This is a genomic window from Streptomyces sp. NPDC096079 (assembly GCF_040303145.1).
Lineage (GTDB): Bacteria > Actinomycetota > Actinomycetes > Streptomycetales > Streptomycetaceae > Streptomyces.
This window is the reverse complement of the sequence record NZ_JBEOST010000002.1, coordinates 706,148-722,940: the sequence shown is the minus strand read 5'-3', so window position 1 is coordinate 722,940 and position 16,793 is coordinate 706,148. Positions and strand designations below refer to the sequence as shown.

Here is a 16,793-nt window from a genome sequence, read left to right as displayed (position 1 = left end):
AGATCGCGCACAAAGATCGCTTTCCGGGCGAATGAACCGTAAATCTGGAAGGTCCGTCTTGAGGTGCGCGGCTCCCCGCCGCGTGCCTGCGGGGGCTGCCCCGCCACCCCCGCCCCGCCTCGCTCGACTCCGCCTCGCCCCGCCTCGCCTCGCTTCGCCCGCCCCAGCCTCGCCTTGCACCGCCCCGCCCCGCCCCGCCCGTCAGTGAAAGCGCCGCCGATCATGCCTGTCCGCCCCCGCCGCCCCTCCCGCCGCAGCATCGTCTCGGCGGCCGTCGCGACCGCCCTGGTCGGCGGCACCTTCGCCGGACTCCTCTCGGTGACGGCCGCGAAGCCGGAGGCACCCGCGCCGCCCCCGCCGGCGCCGGAGGCGAAGGCACCCGCGAAGAGGACCCCGGTCCGGACCACGGGCTCCCCCGCCTCCGTGGTGCAGATCGTGGCCCACCCCGACGACGACCTGTTCTTCATGAACCCGGACGTGTCCCAGTCCCTGCGCTCCGGCAGCCCCCTCACCTCGGTCTACCTCACCGCCGGCGAGTCCGACGGCGTCAACGCGCGCCCCCGGGACGCCGCCGCGACCCCGACCGACAAGGCGGGCTACGCCGAGGCCCGGCAGAACGGCATACGCGCGGCGTACGCCGAGATGGCCACCGGCAGCCGGACCAGCGCCTGGGACCGGGAGGCGATACCCACGGCCGGCGGCGGGTGGGCCGAGCTGGACACCCTGCGTGCCAAGCCGCAGGTCAAGCTGATGTGGTTGCAGATACGCGAGGCCGGCGCCATCAACGGCGACCGGCCGCACAGCCTCCACGGCCTGTGGACCGGCCGGATCACCGCGCTCGAGTCGCAGCGCTCCGCCGGCACCCCGGTCGCCGCCGACTTCGCCTACACGAGGGAACAGGTCGTCGCCACGCTGACGGGGATCCTGGAGCGGTTCCGGCCGACCTTCGTCAGGGCACAGGACCCGAGCCCCGGCACGTACCCGGACGGCGGGGCGTTCCGGGACCACCAGGACCACCTGTTCGGGGCGCGGTTCGCCCAGGCCGCGCTCGCCCGGTACGCGGAGCTGCCCGGGCACCCGCACGTCGGCGTGCAGAACTACCTCGGCTACCCGACCAGCGCCCTGCCGCACACCCTCGACCCCGACGCGGCCGACGCGAAGCTGGCGACCCTGAAGACGTACGCCTGGCTCGACGGGGTCCAGGACTGCGGGACCGTCGCGGGCTGCGGCGACCTGAAGGTGGCCGCGCGGCCCGCCGGACGCGGCTGGACGCAGACCGTCCGCTACGCCCGCGGCACCTCCACCTCCTGGGTCCAGCGCGGCCCCGACGGCGGGCTGCGCGCCTTCTCCGTCCTCGACGGCCACCTCGCGGCCTGGCGGAAGCCGGCCGACGCGGTGGCCTGGCGGGGCCCGGAGATGCTGCCCGGCGGGGGCCTCGACAGCGGGGTCACCTCCGTGTCCCTGCCCGACGGCCGCATCGCCGTCTTCGGCACGCGCACGACGCTCGGCGGCGACGCGGCGGACTACCGGCGCGAGGTCGTCACCACCGTCCAGTCGGTCCCCGGCGGCTCCTTCGGCGCCTGGCGGTCGCTCGGCACGCCCGAGCGCAGCGACGCCGAGGGGACCTCGGACATCAGTGCCCCCGCCGTCACGGTGGCCGCCGACGGCCGGGCCACCCTGGTGCTGCGCGACAGCCGCCACCGGCTGACGGCCCGCGAGCAGCGCGCCGACGGCGGCTGGGGCCCGTGGCGGTCGCTGGGCGGCACGGAGGTGTACGGCGACCCGGTGGCGGCGACGGACGCGCACGGCCGCGGATACGTCTTCGCCAGCACCCCGGACACCGTCCTCGCCTGGGCCGAGCGGGCGCCCGGCGGGCCGCTGACCGGGCCGGCGCCGACCGGGCTGCCGCCGACGACCCTCGCGCTGAGCGCGAGCGCGGCGCCGGACGGCGGCGGTGTACGGCTCTGGTTCCGCAAGCCGGCCTCCGGCGATCTGCGGAGCGCCGACTTCTCCGGCACGGGCCCGGTGTCCCCGGTCACGGAGCTGTCCGGCACCGGTGTCGCGGGGTTCGGTCCGGTGAGCGGCGGCGACGGCCTGCTCGCGGTCCGCTCCCGCACCGGCTTCCTGGCGACGGCCCCGCACGGCCGGGCCGGGGCGCGGCCGGTCTGGACGCTGGAGCGGTTCCTGTTCTCCGGGGCGCCGGACGCCGGTACGGACGGGGTGGCGGCGATCGGCCTGGACGGCCGGCTGCACTGGACACCTGCGACGCGTTGAGCCGTTCCGGGTGCGTGGACCGGTCCCGTACGGGACCGTGGTCCCCATGAACATCACGCTGGAAGTCGTCACGGTCCCCGTCAGCGACCTGGACCGGGCGAAGGAGTTCTACGGCGAGAAGTGCGGCTTCACGATCGACCTGGACAGCGAGGTGGCGCCCGGCGTGCGGGTCATCCAGGCGACGCCGCCGGGCTCGCGCTGCTCGATCTCGATGCTCGGCGGCATGCCGCAGATGCCCGGCACGAAGACGGCGGCCCCGGGCAGCCTGCAGGGTCTCCAGCTCTGCGTCACGGACATCGAGGCGGCGCGGGAGGCGCTCGTCGGCCGGGGTGTCGACGTCTCGCCGGTGATGCACGTCGGCGAGACCGGCTGGGAGGACGGCAAGGGCGGCACCTGGAACTCGTTCATGTCCTTCGTGGATCCGGACGGCAACGGCTGGGTGGTGCAGGAGGCCCCGTCGGAGCTGGCGGAGCGCTGAGACCGGCCACGGCGCGGGCCGTCCAGTGGCCGGCGGCGCCGGGACAGGCGGCGAGATAGGCGGCGACCTCGGTGTGCGCCCAGGCCCCGGCCCGGCCCAGTCCGGCCGCCAGGTGCCGCAGGTAGGCGGCGGAGGGCGCCCGCAGGCCGCCGTCGCCCGGCATCGGCCAGGGGGCGGTGAAGGTCAGCACCGGGAGGCCGTCGAGGAGGCCGGGGCACACGAGGGTCTCGTACCGTCCGGGTCCGAGGACCCGGCGCCCGGTGGCGCGGACCCCGGCCAGGTCGAGGTCGGCACCGGGCGGGCGGTACATCTCCTGGGCCGCGATGTCGGAGAACTGTCCGGCCGTCAGGAGGTGGGCGACGCCCCACGCGGTGCCGTCCGCCGCCGGGTCGTAGAAGGCGCGGCCGCCGCCCCACACGGGCGAGTCGGTCGCGAAGTACACCCGGCCGGGCAGCTCGACGGGCACGGACCGCTCGGGCGGGCGCCGGTCCCGGCACCCGGGGAACCCCCGCACGGCTTCCGGCGGACGGCCGCCGTCGAGGTAGTACCGCAGGCGCTCGACGTGCGTGTTGGAGCCGTAGGCGGCGTACCAGACACGGCTCTCGGGTTCCGGCATGGGACCCGACGCTAGCGCGGCCGGAGCCGTACGGACGTCAGAAACCCAGGTAGAAGTGGCGGAGCTGTCCGTCCTCGGCGACGCAGGGCATCCCGGCGGCCTCCATCACCCGGTGCGAGGCCGGGTTGTCCAGATCGGCGTCGCCCTTCACCCCGGCGGCGCCGGCCCTGCGGGCCACCTCCAGGAGGGCCCGCAGCGCCTCGGAGGCGTACCCCTTGCCCCGTGCCCCGGGCACGAGCCCGTATCCGACGGTCGCGACGCCGATCTCGTCCGGCGGCCCGTGGAAGCCGATGCCGCCGACGGCGACGCCGTCGAGCCGTATCTCGTAGACCCGGTACGGCCCCGGATCGCCCCGCTCGGCGACGCCCCGCAGGAACCCGGTGTTCGCCCGCACGTCCCCGTCCCCGGGATAGCCCTCCCCCCAGAGGTCCCCGGGCCCGGACTCCCGGGCGACGATGCGCTCGGCCTCGTCCACGCTCAACGGATGCAACACGAGTCGCGCGGTGGCGACGGATTCGATCTTCACGGCGGCAGTCTGAACCGCCTCCCGCGCCCCGGGCAACGGGGTTTGGGTCGCACGGCCGAACGGGAGCCGCCCGCCCGGTCGGCGCGGGCGGGCACGAGGTCTCCCAACGCCCTTACAGCACCGGCAGGTTCTTCCGCAGCTCGAAGGCGGTGACCTCGGAGCGGTACTCCTCCCACTCCTGCTTCTTGTTGCGGAGGAAGAAGTCGAAGACGTGCTCGCCCAGGGTCTCGGCGACCAGTTCGCTCTTCTCCATCAGGGCGATCGCCTCTCCCAGGTTCTGCGGGAGCGGTTCGATGCCCATCGCGCGGCGCTCCGCGTCGGAGAGCGCCCAGACGTCGTCGTCGGCGCCGGCCGGGAGTTCGTAGCCCTCCTCGATGCCCTTGAGACCGGCGGCGAGGAGGACCGCGTAGGTCAGGTACGGATTGGCGCCCGAGTCGATGGAGCGGACCTCGACGCGGGACGAGCCCGTCTTGCCCGGCTTGTACATGGGGACGCGGATGAGGGCGGAGCGGTTGTTGTGGCCCCAGCAGATGTACGAGGGGGCCTCGCCGCCCGAGCCGGCCGTGCGGGAGGAGCCGCCCCAGATGCGCTTGTACGAGTTGACCCACTGGTTGGTGACGGCGGAGATCTCGCCCGCGTGCCGCAGGAGGCCCGCGATGAAGGAGCGGCCCACCTTCGACAGCTGGTACTCGGCGCCCGACTCGTAGAACGCGTTCCGGTCGCCCTCGAAGAGCGACAGGTGGGTGTGCATGCCCGAACCGGGGTAGTCCGAGAACGGCTTCGGCATGAACGTGGCCTGCACGCCCTGCTCCAGGGCCACCTGCTTCATGACCAGGCGGAAGGTCATGATGTTGTCCGCGGTGGACAGGGCGTCGGCGTAGCGGAGGTCGATCTCCTGCTGGCCGGGCGCGCCCTCGTGGTGGGAGAACTCCACCGAGATGCCCATGGATTCGAGCATGGTGATGGCCTGGCGGCGGAAGTCCATGCCGACGTTCTGCGGGGTGTGGTCGAAGTAGCCCGAGTTGTCGGCCGGGGTGGGCCGGGTGCCGTCGAGCGGCTTGTCCTTGAGGAGGAAGAACTCGATCTCGGGGTGGGTGTAGAAGGTGAAGCCGAGGTCGGAGGTCTTGGCAAGGGCGCGCTTCAGGACATAGCGCGGGTCCGCGAAGGACGGCGAGCCGTCGGGCATGAGGATGTCGCAGAACATCCGGGCCGTGCCCGGGGCCTCGGCGCGCCAGGGCAGGATCTGGAAGGTGCCCGGGTCCGGCTTGGCGATCATGTCCGACTCGTACACCCGGGCGAAGCCCTCGATCGCGGAGCCGTCGAAGCCGATGCCCTCGTCGAAGGCCTGCTCCAGTTCGGCGGGCGCCACGGCCACCGACTTCAGGAAGCCGAGCACGTCGGTGAACCACAGGCGTACGAAGCGGATGTCGCGCTCCTCGAGCGTACGGAGCACGAATTCCTGCTGCTTGTCCATTTCCACACCCATCCTCGCTGGTCAGGCCGCCTGCTCCCACCGCCTCCGGTGCATCGGGGGGCACCTGAGCATCCCACCACATGGTTTCGCGCACGTTGCACACCCATACTGCCCGCTCGGGTGTGACTCAGGTAACGGGAGAACGGCCGGATCCGGGCGGTCGTCCACCGTTCCGGCACCCTCTCGCCGGTACCGAGTGGTACCCCGTTCGGCCCACAGGGGCCTCTCGCCCACTACGATCTGCGCCCATGGGGGCCCCACGGCTCGTACGCCTGTCCCGACACGCGCGTCCCATGGCACTGGTGAGTGCCGTGGCGACGCTCCTCGGCGCGCTCTTCCTCTGTCTGGGGACGGGGCCGGACGGGTCACGGGCCCATCACGAGGGGGCCGCGCGGCCGGCCGCCGGGGCCGCGGCCGTCGGCGCCGAGGCCTCGGCCGGTGCCGCCGGCGAGTTCGTCTGTCCGTACGACCGCGGCGGCTGTTCCCTCTTCCCCTCGCTCTCCCCCGCGGTGCTCAGCGCGCCCCCGCCCGACACCCCGCTCCACGCGGAGGGCATCTCGCCGCGTCCCGCGCCGCCTTCCGGTGACGGGCCGGCCCGCCGTTCGGACGCCCGGCCGCGCGCGCCGGACCTGCACGTCCTTCAAGTTCTCCGGACGTGACGGCACCGGGTGCCCGCCTCGCGGCGGGCCCCGCCCCGCACGTCCACCCCCGAACTCCACCCCACTCCTGAAGAAGGACGACATCACCATGGCCGCCAACCGCTCCGCCACCGCCGACCGCCGCGCCCGAATAGAGGAGATGCGCCGCGCCGAGCAGGCGCGCGAGCGCCGCAACCGTCTGATCACCATCGGCGTCTCGTCCGTCGTCGTGCTGGGCCTCGTCGGCTTCGGCACCTTCGTGCTGATGAAGAAGTCCGACGAGCAGGACAAGAAGGACGCCGCCGCCAAGGCCCCCATCGCGGCCGAGAAGTCCTGGGACGCGAAGAAGCTCGGCCGCAACCACGTCGAGACGGCCGTGAAGTACGACATGAAGCCGCCGGTCGGCGGTGACCACAACCCGGTCTGGATGAACTGCGACGGCGTGGTCTACGACAAGAAGATCGCCGAGGTGAACGCCGTGCACTCCCTGGAGCACGGGGCCGTCTGGGTGACGTACAACAAGAAGGCCTCCCAGGCCGACGTGAAGGAGCTGGCCGACAAGGTCGGCAAGACCAAGTACTCGCTGATGAGCCCGGTGGACGACCAGGCCGGCTCGATCATGCTGTCCGCCTGGGGCAAGCAGGTGACCGTGGACGGCGCCGACGACCCGCGCGTCGACGCGTTCTTCACGAAGTACGTCCAGGGTCCGCAGACCCCGGAGCCGGGCGCGGCCTGCACGGGCGGCATCGGCGCGGACGGGCAGGGCGGTACGGGGATGGGCCAGTGAGGCTCAACCGTACGCAGGGGGCGGCGGTCACCGCCGTCGCGCTGGCGCTGCTGTTCGCCGGGGGCGCGGTCACCGTGGCCTCCGCCGACCGCGACGAGGTCCCGAGCACCCCGGCCTCCTCGTCGGCGGACGCCGGTTTCGCCCGGGACATGTCGGTCCATCACCAGCAGGCCGTCGAGATGTCGTTCATCGTCCGGGACCGGACGAAGGACGAGGACGTGCGCCGGCTCGCGTACGACATCGCCAACACGCAGGCCAACCAGCGGGGCATGATGCTCGGCTGGCTCGACCTGTGGGGGCTGCCGAAGAACGAGTCCGGGGTGGAGCCGATGACCTGGATGGGCATGGGCGTCTCGGCCGACGCGGACTCGCTGGACGGGGCCCTGATGCCGGGCATGGCGACCGACGCGCAGCTGGACGAGCTGCGGCGGGCCAGCGGCCGGAAGGCCGAGATCCTGTACCTGAAGCTCATGACCGAGCACCACAAGGGCGGGGTCCACATGGCCGAGGGCTGCGTCCGGAAGTGCGGCGTGGAGATCGAGCGGAACCTCGCGCAGGGCATGGTCGACGCGCAGCGGTCCGAGATGGCGCTGATGGCGGACATGCTCAGGAAGCGCGGGGCCTGACCCCGCCGGACGAGGCCCACGGCCCCCGTGACCCGCTGCGGTCGCGGGGGCCGAGGCGTCCGCCGACAATGGACGGGCTCGGGGAGTCCGTACGACGAGGCCCGACGAAAGGTACGCACCCCATGACCACGGCAAGGGACATCATGCATCCCGGGGCCCAGTGGATCCCGGCTCACGAGACGCTCGACCGCGCGGCCCAGCTGATGCGCAACCTGAACGTGGGCGCGCTGCCCATCGCCGACGAGCACGAACGGCTCTGCGGCATCCTCACGGACCGCGACATCGTGGTCGGCTGCGTGGCCATGGGCCACGACCCGTCGAAGATCACCTGCGGCGAGATGGCGAAGGGCACCCCGCGCTGGGTCCAGTCGGACGCGGACGTGGGCGACGTCCTGGAGGAGATGCAGAGCCATCAGATCCGGCGGCTCCCCGTCATCGAGGGCAAGCGGCTCGTCGGCATGATCAGCGAGGCCGATCTGGCCCAGCATCTGTCGGACGAGCAGATCAAGTCGTTCTGTATGAGCGTCTACTCCGCCACGTGACCGGTCCGCAGGATCGCGCGGGCCACGGCGTCCGGGCGGTCGCGCATGACCAGATGGCCCGACGGTTCGGCCGCCTCGTAGCGGGCGCCGAGCCGCCGGGCCAGCGCGCGCTGGCGCCGTTCCCAGCGGGCGGAGCCGTCGGGGGCGGCGAGGACGGTGACGGGCAGGCCCGGCGGGAGGGGGTGCCGGGCGCGCAGGGCGAGGAGTTCGGCGGCGACGTCCCCGTAGCGGGCGTTCTCCAGGAGGGCGCCGCGCAGCACGCGTGAGGTGCCGTAGACGCGGCGGATCAGCGCGGGGGGCGTCGGGTCGCCGCGGACGGCGAGCCGGCGGACCAGGGGGCCGAGGGCGGCGGGGACGCCGGCGGCGCAGAGGACGGCGGCGAGGGCGCGGGATCCGGCGGTGGTACGGGAGGGGCGGGGGTGCTCCTCCACCGAGGAGTCCACGAGGACGAGGGCGGCGGTCCGGTCGGGGTGGAGCCGCGCGAAGGCCTCCGCGTGGAACCCGGCGATCGAGTGCCCGGCGACGGTGACGGGCCCGCGCGGTCCGAGCGCGTCCCCGAGGGCGTCGAGGAGGGCCGCGATCCGGTCGGCCTCGCCGGCCGCGGTCGGCGGCGCGGCCGCCGGGGCGGAGAGGCCGTGGCCGGGGCGGTCGAAGCGGACGACGGTGCGGTGCGGGGCGAGGTACGGGAGGACCGGGTCCCAGTCGAACCAGCTGAGGCCGAGGCCGGCGCCGAGGACGCAGACCGGCCCGGAGCCGTCGACGGCCACGTGGTGGGCGACTCCCCCGATCCGTACGAACACCGTCACCGCTCCCCCTCGCGCACCAGGGAGTACGCGAGGACCGCGAGCCACACCGCGACGAGGAGGACCTGGAGGCGCTGGCCGGCACCGAGCGACCAGATGCCCTTCCCGGCCTCGAACGCGGCGACGGCCGCCAGCGTCCAGGCGGTGGCGGCGAGCTCCAGGACGACGAGGACCGGACCGGTGCGGGCCAGGAGCGGCCACTGCCCGTACCGGCGGGCGGCGACGGTGAGGGCGACGAGGGCCACGAGCGCGCCGGTCATCGCGAGGCCGGAGCTGATCGCGTGGGCCGTATGGGTGGCGGGGACGAGCCCGGCGGTCTCGCGGGCCGCGCACTCGGGGTCGACGGTCGGGGCGCAGCTGAGCGGCAGCCGCGAGTCGACGGCGGTGGCGGCGCCGAAGACGGCGAGGGCGGTCCAGCCGACGAGGAGCCAGGGGCGGCGGGCCCGCTCCGGGCGCGCCCAGGACGGCACGCGGGGGTCCGGCGGGCGGCGGTCACGGCCGGCCGCGAGGCCCGTCAGGGCGCCGCGGCTGCTCGCGAGGCCCGTCAGGGCGCCGCGGCTGCTCGCGAGGCCCGTCAGGGCGCCGCGGCTGCTCGCGAGGCCCGTCAGGGCGCCCGCGAGGACCAGGAGCCCGGCCGCGAGGTCCGTGGCCCGGAAGAGGCCGCCGAGGGGCTGGTCGGCGGCGGCCAGCTCGGAGACGTACGTCCGGACCGGGTCGAGCCCGGTCCGGACGAGGACTTCGAGGAGCCAGGCGGTGTACGCGAGCGCGCCGAGGGCCAGCAGCAGTCCGGCCGTACGCGTGACACTCCTGGGCATATCGGATCGAACGTCAGAAGGCAGGCGAAGGTTCCCGGTGGTCGGGGTGGACCCAGTCGGGTTGGCGGTACCTGAGGAGCGCGGCGGGGATGGCGAGGCCGAGGAGGAGCGGTCCGCCGGCGGCGATGGTCTCCGTGCCGGTCGCGGCGGGGCGTGCCGACTCTGCCGGTTCGTCAGTGGTCGTCCTGCGGCCGTGATCAACAGGTGCCGCCGCCCCGCATGTCGGCGGAGCGGGACTCGCCCCCGCCGATCCCAGGACATAGCGTCGGTCTGACGATTACACTGGGCGGGTGCCTCAACTACGCCTCGCACTGAATCAGATCGACTCGACCGTCGGAGACATCGCCGGGAACACCGAGGCGATCGTGCACTGGACCCGGCACGCCGCCGGGCAGGGCGCGCATCTCGTCGCGTTCCCCGAGATGGCGCTGACCGGATATCCCGTCGAGGACCTCGCGCTGCGCTCCTCCTTCGTCGAGGCGTCCCGGACGGCCCTGCGCGGGCTCGCCCGGCGTCTGGCGGACGAGGGGTTCGGGGAGCTGCCCGTCGTCGTCGGCTACCTCGACCGCTCGGAGCGTGACCGGCCGCGCCTCGGCAGGCCCGCCGGGTCCCCGGAGAACGCCGCGGCCGTCCTGTACGGCGGTGAGGTGGCCCTGCGCTTCGCCAAGCACCACCTGCCGAACTACGGCGTCTTCGACGAGTACCGCTACTTCGTGCAGGGCGACACCCTGCCGGTGGTCCGCGTCCACGGCGTCGACGTGGCCCTGGCGATCTGCGAGGACCTCTGGCAGGACGGCGGCCGGGTGCCCGCGGCGCGCAGCGCCGGCGCGGGTCTGCTCCTGTCGGTCAACGCCTCGCCGTACGAGCGGAACAAGGACGACACCCGGCTCGAACTGGTCCGCAAGCGGGCCCAGGAGGCCGGATGCGTCACCGCCTACCTGGCGATGACGGGCGGTCAGGACGAGCTGGTCTTCGACGGCGACTCGATCGTCGTGGACGCGGCCGGCGAAGTGATCGCGCGCGCCCCGCAGTTCGTGGAGGGCAGCGTGATCCTCGATCTGGAGCTGCCCGCGGCCGGGGCGGACGCGCCGGGGGGCCTGGTCGACGACGGGCTGCGGATCGACCGGGTGGTGCTGTCGGAGGAGCCGCTGCCCGCGTACGAGCCGGAACTGACGGGCGGCTACGCGCACCGGCTCGACGACGACGAGGAGGTGTACTCGGCGCTGGTGATCGGCCTGCGGGCGTACGTCGCGAAGAACGGTTTCCGCTCGGTCCTGATCGGCCTGTCCGGCGGCATCGACTCGGCGCTCGTCGCCTCGATCGCCTGCGACGCGCTCGGCGCGGACCAGGTGTACGGCGTGTCGATGCCCTCGAAGTACTCCTCGGACCACTCGCGCGGCGACGCGGCCGAACTGGCCCGCCGCACCGGTCTGAACTTCCGCACGGTGTCGATCGAGCCGATGTTCGACGCGTACATGGGCGCGCTCGGGCTCACCGGGCTCGCCGAGGAGAACCTCCAGTCGCGGCTGCGCGGCACGATGCTGATGGCGCTCTCCAACCAGGAGGGCCACATCGTCCTGGCGCCCGGCAACAAGTCGGAGCTGGCGGTGGGCTACTCGACGCTCTACGGCGACTCCGTCGGCGCCTTCGGCCCCATCAAGGACGTCTACAAGTCGGACGTCTTCCGGCTCGCGCGCTGGCGCAACCGCGCCGCCGAGGATCGCGGCCAGACCCCGCCGATCCCGGAGAGCTCGATCAGCAAGCCGCCCAGTGCCGAGCTGCGCCCCGGCCAGGTCGACACGGACTCGCTGCCGGACTACGAGGTCCTGGACGCGGTCCTCGCGCTGTACGTGGACCGCGACCAGGGCCTGGACGCCATCGTGGCCGCCGGCTTCGACGAGGAGCTGGTGACCCGGACGCTGCGGATGGTGGACACGGCCGAGTACAAGCGGCGCCAGTACCCGCCGGGCACCAAGATCTCGGCGAAGGGCTTCGGCAAGGACCGGCGGCTGCCGATCACGAACGGCTGGCGGGAGACGACGTCCGGCTGACCGCCGGTGCCTCCGCCGCGAGGGGGCGACTGACAGCCGGCTGATCCTCCGCGAGGGGCCGGCAGGCGGCCGGTTCCTCCGCCGCGAGGGGGCTTCCCGTGACGACCCGGGAGGTCCCCTCCGCCGTACCGCCGGAGCGGTCGAGCAGGCCCGCCACCGCCGCGACCGCCAGGCCGACGGCCGTGAGGCCCGCGCCGACGAGGGCCGGGGACGTCCAGCCCCAGCCGGCGGCGACGGCCGCCCCGCCGGCCCAGGCACCGCCCGCGTTGGCGAGGTTGAAGGCGGAGTGGTTGGAAGCGGAGGCGAGCGTCGGCGCGTCCTTCGCCTTGTTCATGACCAGCATCTGGAGCGGGGTGGTCGTCATGAAGCCGACGGCGCCGAGCACGACGACCGTGACCAGGGCGAGCCAGGGCACGTGGACGGTGAACCGGAAGGCGACCAGGGCGAGGACGAGGGCCGCGAGCGAGCCGTACAGCGTGGGGCGCAGCGCCCGGTCGGTGAGCGGGCCCGCGGCGAGCGCCCCGCCGGTCATGCCGAGGCCGAAGAGGGCCAGGACGACCGTGACGGCGGAGTCGCCGAAGCCCATCACCTCGGTCGTCATCGAGGCGAGGTACGAGTAGACGGCGAAGACGCCCGCGAAACCGAAGACGGCCGTGAGCAGGCCGAGCAGCACCTGTGGGCGGCGCAGCGCGCGCACCTCGCCGGCGAGGCCCTGCCGCCCGTCCACGGGCACGTACGGCACGAGGCGGGCGAGCGCGGCCATGGCGAGCAGGCCGATCGCGGACACCACCAGGAAGGTGGCCCGCCAGCCGAGGTGCTGGCCGAGCAGGGTCGCGGCCGGTACGCCGAGGATGTTCGCGACGGTGAGGCCGAGGAACATCGTGGCGACCGCCCGCGCCTGCCGGTCCTCGCGCACCAGCCGGGCGGCGACGACGGCGCCGAGGCCGAAGAACGCGCCGTGCGGCAGCCCGGCGAGGACGCGGCCCGCGACGAGCCAGCCGAAGCCGGGGGCGAGCGCGGAGGCGAGGTTGCCGACCGTGAAGAGCGCCATCAGCAGGAGCAGCATCCGCTTGCGCGGGACGCGCGAGCCGAGGGCGGTGAGCAGCGGGGCACCGATGACCACCCCGATCGCGTACGCCGAGACGAGGTACCCGGCGGTGGGGACGGAGGTGCCGAGGTCGTCGGCGACCTGCGGGAGCAGGCCCATCATCACGAATTCGGTGGTGCCGATGCCGAAGGCGGAGACGGCGAGCGCGAGCAGCGCCACGGGCATGGTGGGGGCCTTTCCGGGGGGATTAGTTCTTCGACGCAACAAATCGTCTCAGACCCCGTCCTCCCAGTGGCCTCCGGAGGGTGGAGAGAAGGTTTCAGAGCTTCACGCGGGCGGCGATCGGAAGGTGGTCGCTGTCCGTCTCCGGCAGCGCCCAGGACGACATCGGCTCCACGCCCTTGACCATGATCTGGTCGATGCGGGCCATCGGGAACGAGGCCGGCCAGCTGAAGCCGAAGCCGTCGCCCGCCGCGCCCTGGGTGGAGCGCAGCTGCGAGGTGACGCCGTTGAGCGCCCGGTCGTTCATCGTGCCGTTGAGGTCGCCGAGGAGCACGATCCGCTCGTGCCGGTCGTCGGCGATGGCCTCGCCGAGCGCGTTGGCGCTGTTGTCGCGCTGGTTGGCGGTGAAGCCGGCGTTCAGCTTGACCCGGACGGACGGGAGGTGCGCGACGTACACCGCCACCTCCCCCTTCGGGGTGACGACCGAGGCCCGCATCGCGCGGGTCCAGCCCATGTGGATGTCGACGGGCTGCGCGGCGCGCAGCGGCAGCTTGCTCCAGAGGCCGACCGTGCCCTGGACGGAGTGGTACGGGTAGGTCTCGGCGAGCCCCTTCTCGTAGACCGGGACCATGTCGCCCTTCAGCTCCTCCAGGGCGAGCACGTCGGCCCCGGAGGCCGCGAGCGCGCGGGCCGTCCCCTCGGGGTCGGGGTTGTCGGCGTTCACGTTGTGGGTGGCGACGGTCAGGTCGCCGCCGGGGGACGACTTGTCGGCCACGAGACCGCCGAAGAGGTTCAGCCACACCACGGCCGGCAGCAGCAGGGCGATCAGCGCGGTGGCGGAGCGCCGCACGAGCGCGAGCACGAGGAGGAGCGGCACGAACAGGCCGAGCCAGGGCAAGAAGGTCTCGGTGAGGCTGCCCAGGTTGCCGATCCGGTTGGGGATGTCGGCGTGGAGCACCATCAGCAGCGTGAGCGCCACGGCCGCCACGGCGATCAGGATGCCCCGGCGCCAGATGCCGCGGTCCCGGCGGAGCCCGTCGAGCGCGGTCCGGAACCGGGTCCGGGGACGCCCGCTCCCCGTGCCGTCGTGGTCGGTCTCCGTCATGTCCACCCGCGCCATCGCACTGTCCTCACTGCCTTGCTGCCTTGCCGCACTGCTGTCTCGCTCCGTGACCCGACGTCGACACTAGGCGATGAGGGGTCCGTCGTACTCCCCCAGGGACGACATGGGCGTGTGGCGGGTTCCTGCAGGTGGCGCGGGCGGGCGGGCTGTGACAGAACGCGCACATTCGTACGGTTCAGGGGCGGGGGCGGAGGCCCTCCATGAGGGTGTCGACGACCTGCTCGGCGAGGCCGGGCTCCAGGGTGGAGCCGGGCCGGATGACGGTGCGCAGCAGCAGGGGGCCGATGAACAGGTCGTTCACGAGCTCGACGTCCAGGTCGTCGCGGATCTCGCCCCGCTCCATGCCGCGCCGCACCGCCTCCAGGCCGAGGAGGCGGCGCGGGTCGACGACGGTGCGCTGGTACGCGTCCCACAGCTTGGGATAGAGCTGCATCTGCGCGTACACGTTGTGGAGCAGCGCCGAGGACCGCTTCGCGAGGCCGCGCTGCCGCAGCGCCTCCAGGAGCACGGCGATGTCGTCCCGGACCGAGGTGCCGGGCAGCACCGGGTCCGCGGGCTCCACGGAGCGGAGCACCTCGACGAACAGCTCCTCCTTGCCGGGCCAGCGACGGTAGATGGTCGCCTTGCCGACCCCGGCGGTGCGGGCGATCCGCTCGATGGACAGGTCGGCGAGCGGGACGCCGTCCTCCAGGAGGCCGACGACCGCGTCGAAGATCGCCTGCTCGACGGCCTCGGAACGCGGCCGCCCCCGCCGGGTCGTCTCCGGCGCGGGTGGGTCGTCCTGGTTGCCGCTGCCCTGCAGGGACACGTGCGCTCCGTTCCTGGTCCGGTACTTCCTTGCGCCCCCGATTCTCCCGCACGGCGGCCGTCCGTCGCGGGCAGGCGTTCCCCCCTCGGGGCGGAACGCCTGCCCGGACCGGGTGCCCTAGCCCCGCGAGCCCGGCATGATCCGAAAGACAGGCCCTAGCGAGCCGGAGTCGTGGCCCGGGGGTGGGCCGGGGCCGTGCCCGCACCCGAGTCGCCGCCGCCCGCCGGGGCCCGCCCGGGGAGGAAGGCCGCGACCACCGCCGCCCCCGCGAGGGCGATCGCGGCGGAGGCCAGGGCCGTGATGTGCATGGCGTCCAGGAAGGCCGTGTACGCGGGGGCCACCAGGCCCTCGCCCGCCGGGCCGAGCTTCTCGGCGACCGCGAGCGTCGCCTCGACGGACTCGCCCGCCGTGTCGCGCAGGGCCGCCGGGACGGCACCGAGGTGCCCCTCGATCTCGCCCCGGTACGCGGAGGAGAGCACCGAGCCGAGGACGGCCACGCCCAGCGCGCCGCCGACCTGCCGGAAGGTGTTGTTGATCGCGGAGCCGGAGCCCGCCTTCTCGCGGGGCAGCGCCTGCATGATCGCGACGGTGACCGGCGGCATGATGTGCGCCATGCCCGCGCCCTGGAGGAAGAAGACGACCTCCAGGACCCAGACGGGCGTCGAGGCGTCGAAGAGGGCGAAGGCCGCCAGGCCGGCGGCGACCAGCAGCATGCCGGCGGCGCAGACCGCCTTCGCGCCGAAGCGGTCGACGACGAGCCTGGCCCGGGGCGCGAAGACCATCTGCGCGACGGCGAGCGGCAGGATGAGCAGCCCGGACTCCAGCGCGCTGTAGCCGCGCACGCTCTGCAGGTAGAAGGCGGAGAAGAAGGTGACGCCCATGAGGGCGAAGAAGACGAGCGCGATCGCGGCGACGGCCGCGGAGAACGCGGGCTTCTTGAAGTACGTCATGTCGATGGCCGGGTGGTCGCTGCGCCGCTCGTGGAGGACGAAGACGACGAGGACCGCGAGGCCGCCGAGGACGGGGGCGAGGACGGTGACGTCGGTGAAGCTCGCCAGCTCGCCGCCGCGGATGATCCCGTACACGAGGAGCACCAGGCCGACGACGGAGAGGAGCACGCCGGGTATGTCGACGCGGCCGGGGTTCGGGTCGCGGGAGTCGGGCACGAGCCAGAGCATCAGGGCGAAGGCCAGGAGCACCACGGGCACGTTGACGAGGAAGATCGATCCCCACCAGAAGTGCTCCAGGAGGATGCCGCCGGTGATGGGGCCGATCGCGATGGCGAGGCCGACGCTGCCGGCCCAGATGCCGATGGCCTTGGGCTGTTCGTCGCGCTCGAAGACGTTCATGAGGACGGCGAGCGTCGCGGGCATCACGAAGGCGGCGCCGAGGCCCATGACGGCCCGGTAGGCGATGAGTTCGCCCGGGGAGCCGGAGAGGGCGGCGAGGGCGGAGCCGATGCCGAAGACGGTGATGCCGAAGAGCAGCACCTTCTTGCGGCCGAGGCGGTCGCCGAGGAGGCCCGAGGTGAAGAGGAGTCCGGCGAAGACGAGCGTGTAGGAGTTGATGGCCCACTCCAGCTCGCTCTGGGTGGCGCCGATGCCGGTGGGAGCGGGGCTGGCGATGGTCTTGACCGCGACGTTCAGGATCGAGTTGTCGAGGACGACGATCAGCAGGCTGAGCATGAGGACGCCGAGGACGGCCCAGCGGCGCCGGTGGACGGCCTCGGGGACGCGGGGCCCGGCGGGCGGGGCGGGTGCGGTGGACGGCTGTGACATGAGCACCACCCTAGGGCAATTTCGATACGAGACCGTCTCGTATCGAAAAAACTGACGGAGGCTTTACGTTGCGGCGGTGTGAACAGCGCCACTCCGGCCCACTTCCCCGCCCGCCCGGCGAAGTGCCACCATGGACGTGGTCCGGGGACGCCACAGGGCGCCTCGAGATGACAAGAGGAGCCGT

At 73.4% G+C, this 16,793-nt stretch carries 16 protein-coding genes; 7 read left to right on the top strand and 9 right to left on the bottom strand.

Features of this window, described 5'->3' with window-relative positions:
• Positions 1–222 precede the first annotated feature (222 nt).
• Complete coding sequence (locus ABTY59_RS07260; RefSeq protein WP_352017899.1) at positions 223–2,274, top strand: PIG-L family deacetylase; 2,052 nt, start codon at positions 223–225, stop codon at positions 2,272–2,274.
• A gap of 46 nt (positions 2,275–2,320) precedes the next feature.
• Complete coding sequence (locus ABTY59_RS07255) at positions 2,321–2,752, top strand: VOC family protein (RefSeq protein WP_352017898.1); 432 nt, start codon at positions 2,321–2,323, stop codon at positions 2,750–2,752.
• Here the strand turns inward: ABTY59_RS07255 and ABTY59_RS07250 are convergent.
• The 3 genes from ABTY59_RS07250 to glnA2 form a co-directional block, all read right to left on the bottom strand.
• Positions 2,679–3,368, bottom strand: coding sequence for a histone deacetylase (locus tag ABTY59_RS07250; RefSeq protein ID WP_352017897.1), 690 nt, complete (start codon positions 3,366–3,368; stop codon positions 2,679–2,681). The genes ABTY59_RS07255 and ABTY59_RS07250 overlap by 74 nt on opposite strands.
• A gap of 37 nt (positions 3,369–3,405) precedes the next feature.
• Positions 3,406–3,894, bottom strand: a complete 489-nt coding sequence (locus ABTY59_RS07245; RefSeq protein WP_352017896.1) for a GNAT family N-acetyltransferase — start codon at positions 3,892–3,894, stop codon at positions 3,406–3,408.
• 112 nt (positions 3,895–4,006) lie between these two features.
• On the bottom strand, positions 4,007–5,368 hold the full coding sequence (gene glnA2, locus ABTY59_RS07240; protein WP_352017895.1) for a gamma-glutamylpolyamine synthetase GlnA2: 1,362 nt from the start codon (positions 5,366–5,368) through the stop codon (positions 4,007–4,009).
• Positions 5,369–5,661: 293 nt separating this feature from the next.
• Between glnA2 and ABTY59_RS07235 the strand changes: the two genes are divergently transcribed.
• The 4 genes from ABTY59_RS07235 to ABTY59_RS07220 all read left to right on the top strand — a co-directional run bounded on the left by ABTY59_RS07235 (position 5,662) and on the right by ABTY59_RS07220 (position 7,961).
• Positions 5,662–6,027, top strand: a complete 366-nt coding sequence (locus ABTY59_RS07235) for a hypothetical protein (RefSeq protein WP_352017894.1) — start codon at positions 5,662–5,664, stop codon at positions 6,025–6,027.
• Positions 6,028–6,115: 88 nt separating this feature from the next.
• Entirely contained in the window at positions 6,116–6,793 is a 678-nt protein-coding gene (locus ABTY59_RS07230) for a thioredoxin-like domain-containing protein (RefSeq protein WP_352017893.1), read from the top strand.
• Positions 6,790–7,419, top strand: coding sequence for a DUF305 domain-containing protein (locus tag ABTY59_RS07225; protein ID WP_352017892.1), 630 nt, complete (start codon positions 6,790–6,792; stop codon positions 7,417–7,419). The genes ABTY59_RS07230 and ABTY59_RS07225 overlap by 4 nt, the downstream gene beginning before the upstream one ends.
• Positions 7,420–7,541: 122 nt before the next feature.
• Entirely contained in the window at positions 7,542–7,961 is a 420-nt protein-coding gene (locus tag ABTY59_RS07220; protein WP_352017891.1) for a CBS domain-containing protein, read from the top strand.
• Here ABTY59_RS07220 and ABTY59_RS07215 read toward each other — a convergent pair.
• Both ABTY59_RS07215 and ABTY59_RS07210 read right to left on the bottom strand, forming a co-directional pair.
• A complete protein-coding gene (locus ABTY59_RS07215) occupies positions 7,946–8,767 on the bottom strand; it encodes an alpha/beta fold hydrolase (RefSeq protein ID WP_352017890.1) in 822 nt (273 codons plus the stop codon). The genes ABTY59_RS07220 and ABTY59_RS07215 overlap by 16 nt on opposite strands.
• Positions 8,764–9,579, bottom strand: coding sequence for a DUF998 domain-containing protein (locus ABTY59_RS07210; protein WP_352017889.1), 816 nt, complete (start codon positions 9,577–9,579; stop codon positions 8,764–8,766). Before ABTY59_RS07210 ends, ABTY59_RS07215 begins: the two co-directional genes overlap by 4 nt.
• Before the next feature lie 290 nt (positions 9,580–9,869).
• Between ABTY59_RS07210 and ABTY59_RS07205 the strand changes: the two genes are divergently transcribed.
• Complete coding sequence (locus tag ABTY59_RS07205; protein ID WP_352017888.1) at positions 9,870–11,630, top strand: NAD+ synthase; 1,761 nt, start codon at positions 9,870–9,872, stop codon at positions 11,628–11,630.
• Here the strand turns inward: ABTY59_RS07205 and ABTY59_RS07200 are convergent.
• The 4 genes from ABTY59_RS07200 to ABTY59_RS07185 form a co-directional block, all read right to left on the bottom strand.
• On the bottom strand, positions 11,596–12,903 hold the full coding sequence (locus tag ABTY59_RS07200; protein ID WP_352017887.1) for an MFS transporter: 1,308 nt from the start codon (positions 12,901–12,903) through the stop codon (positions 11,596–11,598). The two genes, ABTY59_RS07205 and ABTY59_RS07200, sit on opposite strands and share 35 nt — an antisense overlap.
• 94 nt (positions 12,904–12,997) lie before the next feature.
• Complete coding sequence (locus ABTY59_RS07195; RefSeq protein WP_352017886.1) at positions 12,998–14,020, bottom strand: endonuclease/exonuclease/phosphatase family protein; 1,023 nt, start codon at positions 14,018–14,020, stop codon at positions 12,998–13,000.
• 178 nt (positions 14,021–14,198) lie between these two features.
• Entirely contained in the window at positions 14,199–14,831 is a 633-nt protein-coding gene (locus tag ABTY59_RS07190; RefSeq protein WP_352017885.1) for a TetR/AcrR family transcriptional regulator, read from the bottom strand.
• 155 nt (positions 14,832–14,986) lie between these two features.
• Positions 14,987–16,609, bottom strand: a complete 1,623-nt coding sequence (locus ABTY59_RS07185) for an MFS transporter (protein ID WP_352017884.1) — start codon at positions 16,607–16,609, stop codon at positions 14,987–14,989.
• Positions 16,610–16,793: the final 184 nt, after the last annotated feature.

Excerpts from the sequence above, each read along its gene's own strand:
- ABTY59_RS07260 (WP_352017899.1), top strand. The coding sequence starts at position 223 with ATGCCTGTCCGCCCCCGCCGCCCCTCCCGCCGCAGCATCGTCTCGGCG.
- ABTY59_RS07255 (WP_352017898.1), top strand. The coding sequence starts at position 2,321 with ATGAACATCACGCTGGAAGTCGTCACGGTCCCCGTCAGCGACCTGGAC.
- ABTY59_RS07250 (WP_352017897.1), bottom strand. The coding sequence starts at position 3,368 with ATGCCGGAACCCGAGAGCCGTGTCTGGTACGCCGCCTACGGCTCCAAC.
- glnA2 (WP_352017895.1), bottom strand. The coding sequence starts at position 5,368 with ATGGACAAGCAGCAGGAATTCGTGCTCCGTACGCTCGAGGAGCGCGAC.
- ABTY59_RS07235 (WP_352017894.1), top strand. The coding sequence starts at position 5,662 with ATGGCACTGGTGAGTGCCGTGGCGACGCTCCTCGGCGCGCTCTTCCTC.
- ABTY59_RS07230 (WP_352017893.1), top strand. The coding sequence starts at position 6,116 with ATGGCCGCCAACCGCTCCGCCACCGCCGACCGCCGCGCCCGAATAGAG.
- ABTY59_RS07220 (WP_352017891.1), top strand. The coding sequence starts at position 7,542 with ATGACCACGGCAAGGGACATCATGCATCCCGGGGCCCAGTGGATCCCG.
- ABTY59_RS07210 (WP_352017889.1), bottom strand. The coding sequence starts at position 9,579 with ATGCCCAGGAGTGTCACGCGTACGGCCGGACTGCTGCTGGCCCTCGGC.
- ABTY59_RS07200 (WP_352017887.1), bottom strand. The coding sequence starts at position 12,903 with ATGCCCGTGGCGCTGCTCGCGCTCGCCGTCTCCGCCTTCGGCATCGGC.
- ABTY59_RS07195 (WP_352017886.1), bottom strand. The coding sequence starts at position 14,020 with ATGGCGCGGGTGGACATGACGGAGACCGACCACGACGGCACGGGGAGC.
- ABTY59_RS07185 (WP_352017884.1), bottom strand. The coding sequence starts at position 16,609 with ATGTCACAGCCGTCCACCGCACCCGCCCCGCCCGCCGGGCCCCGCGTC.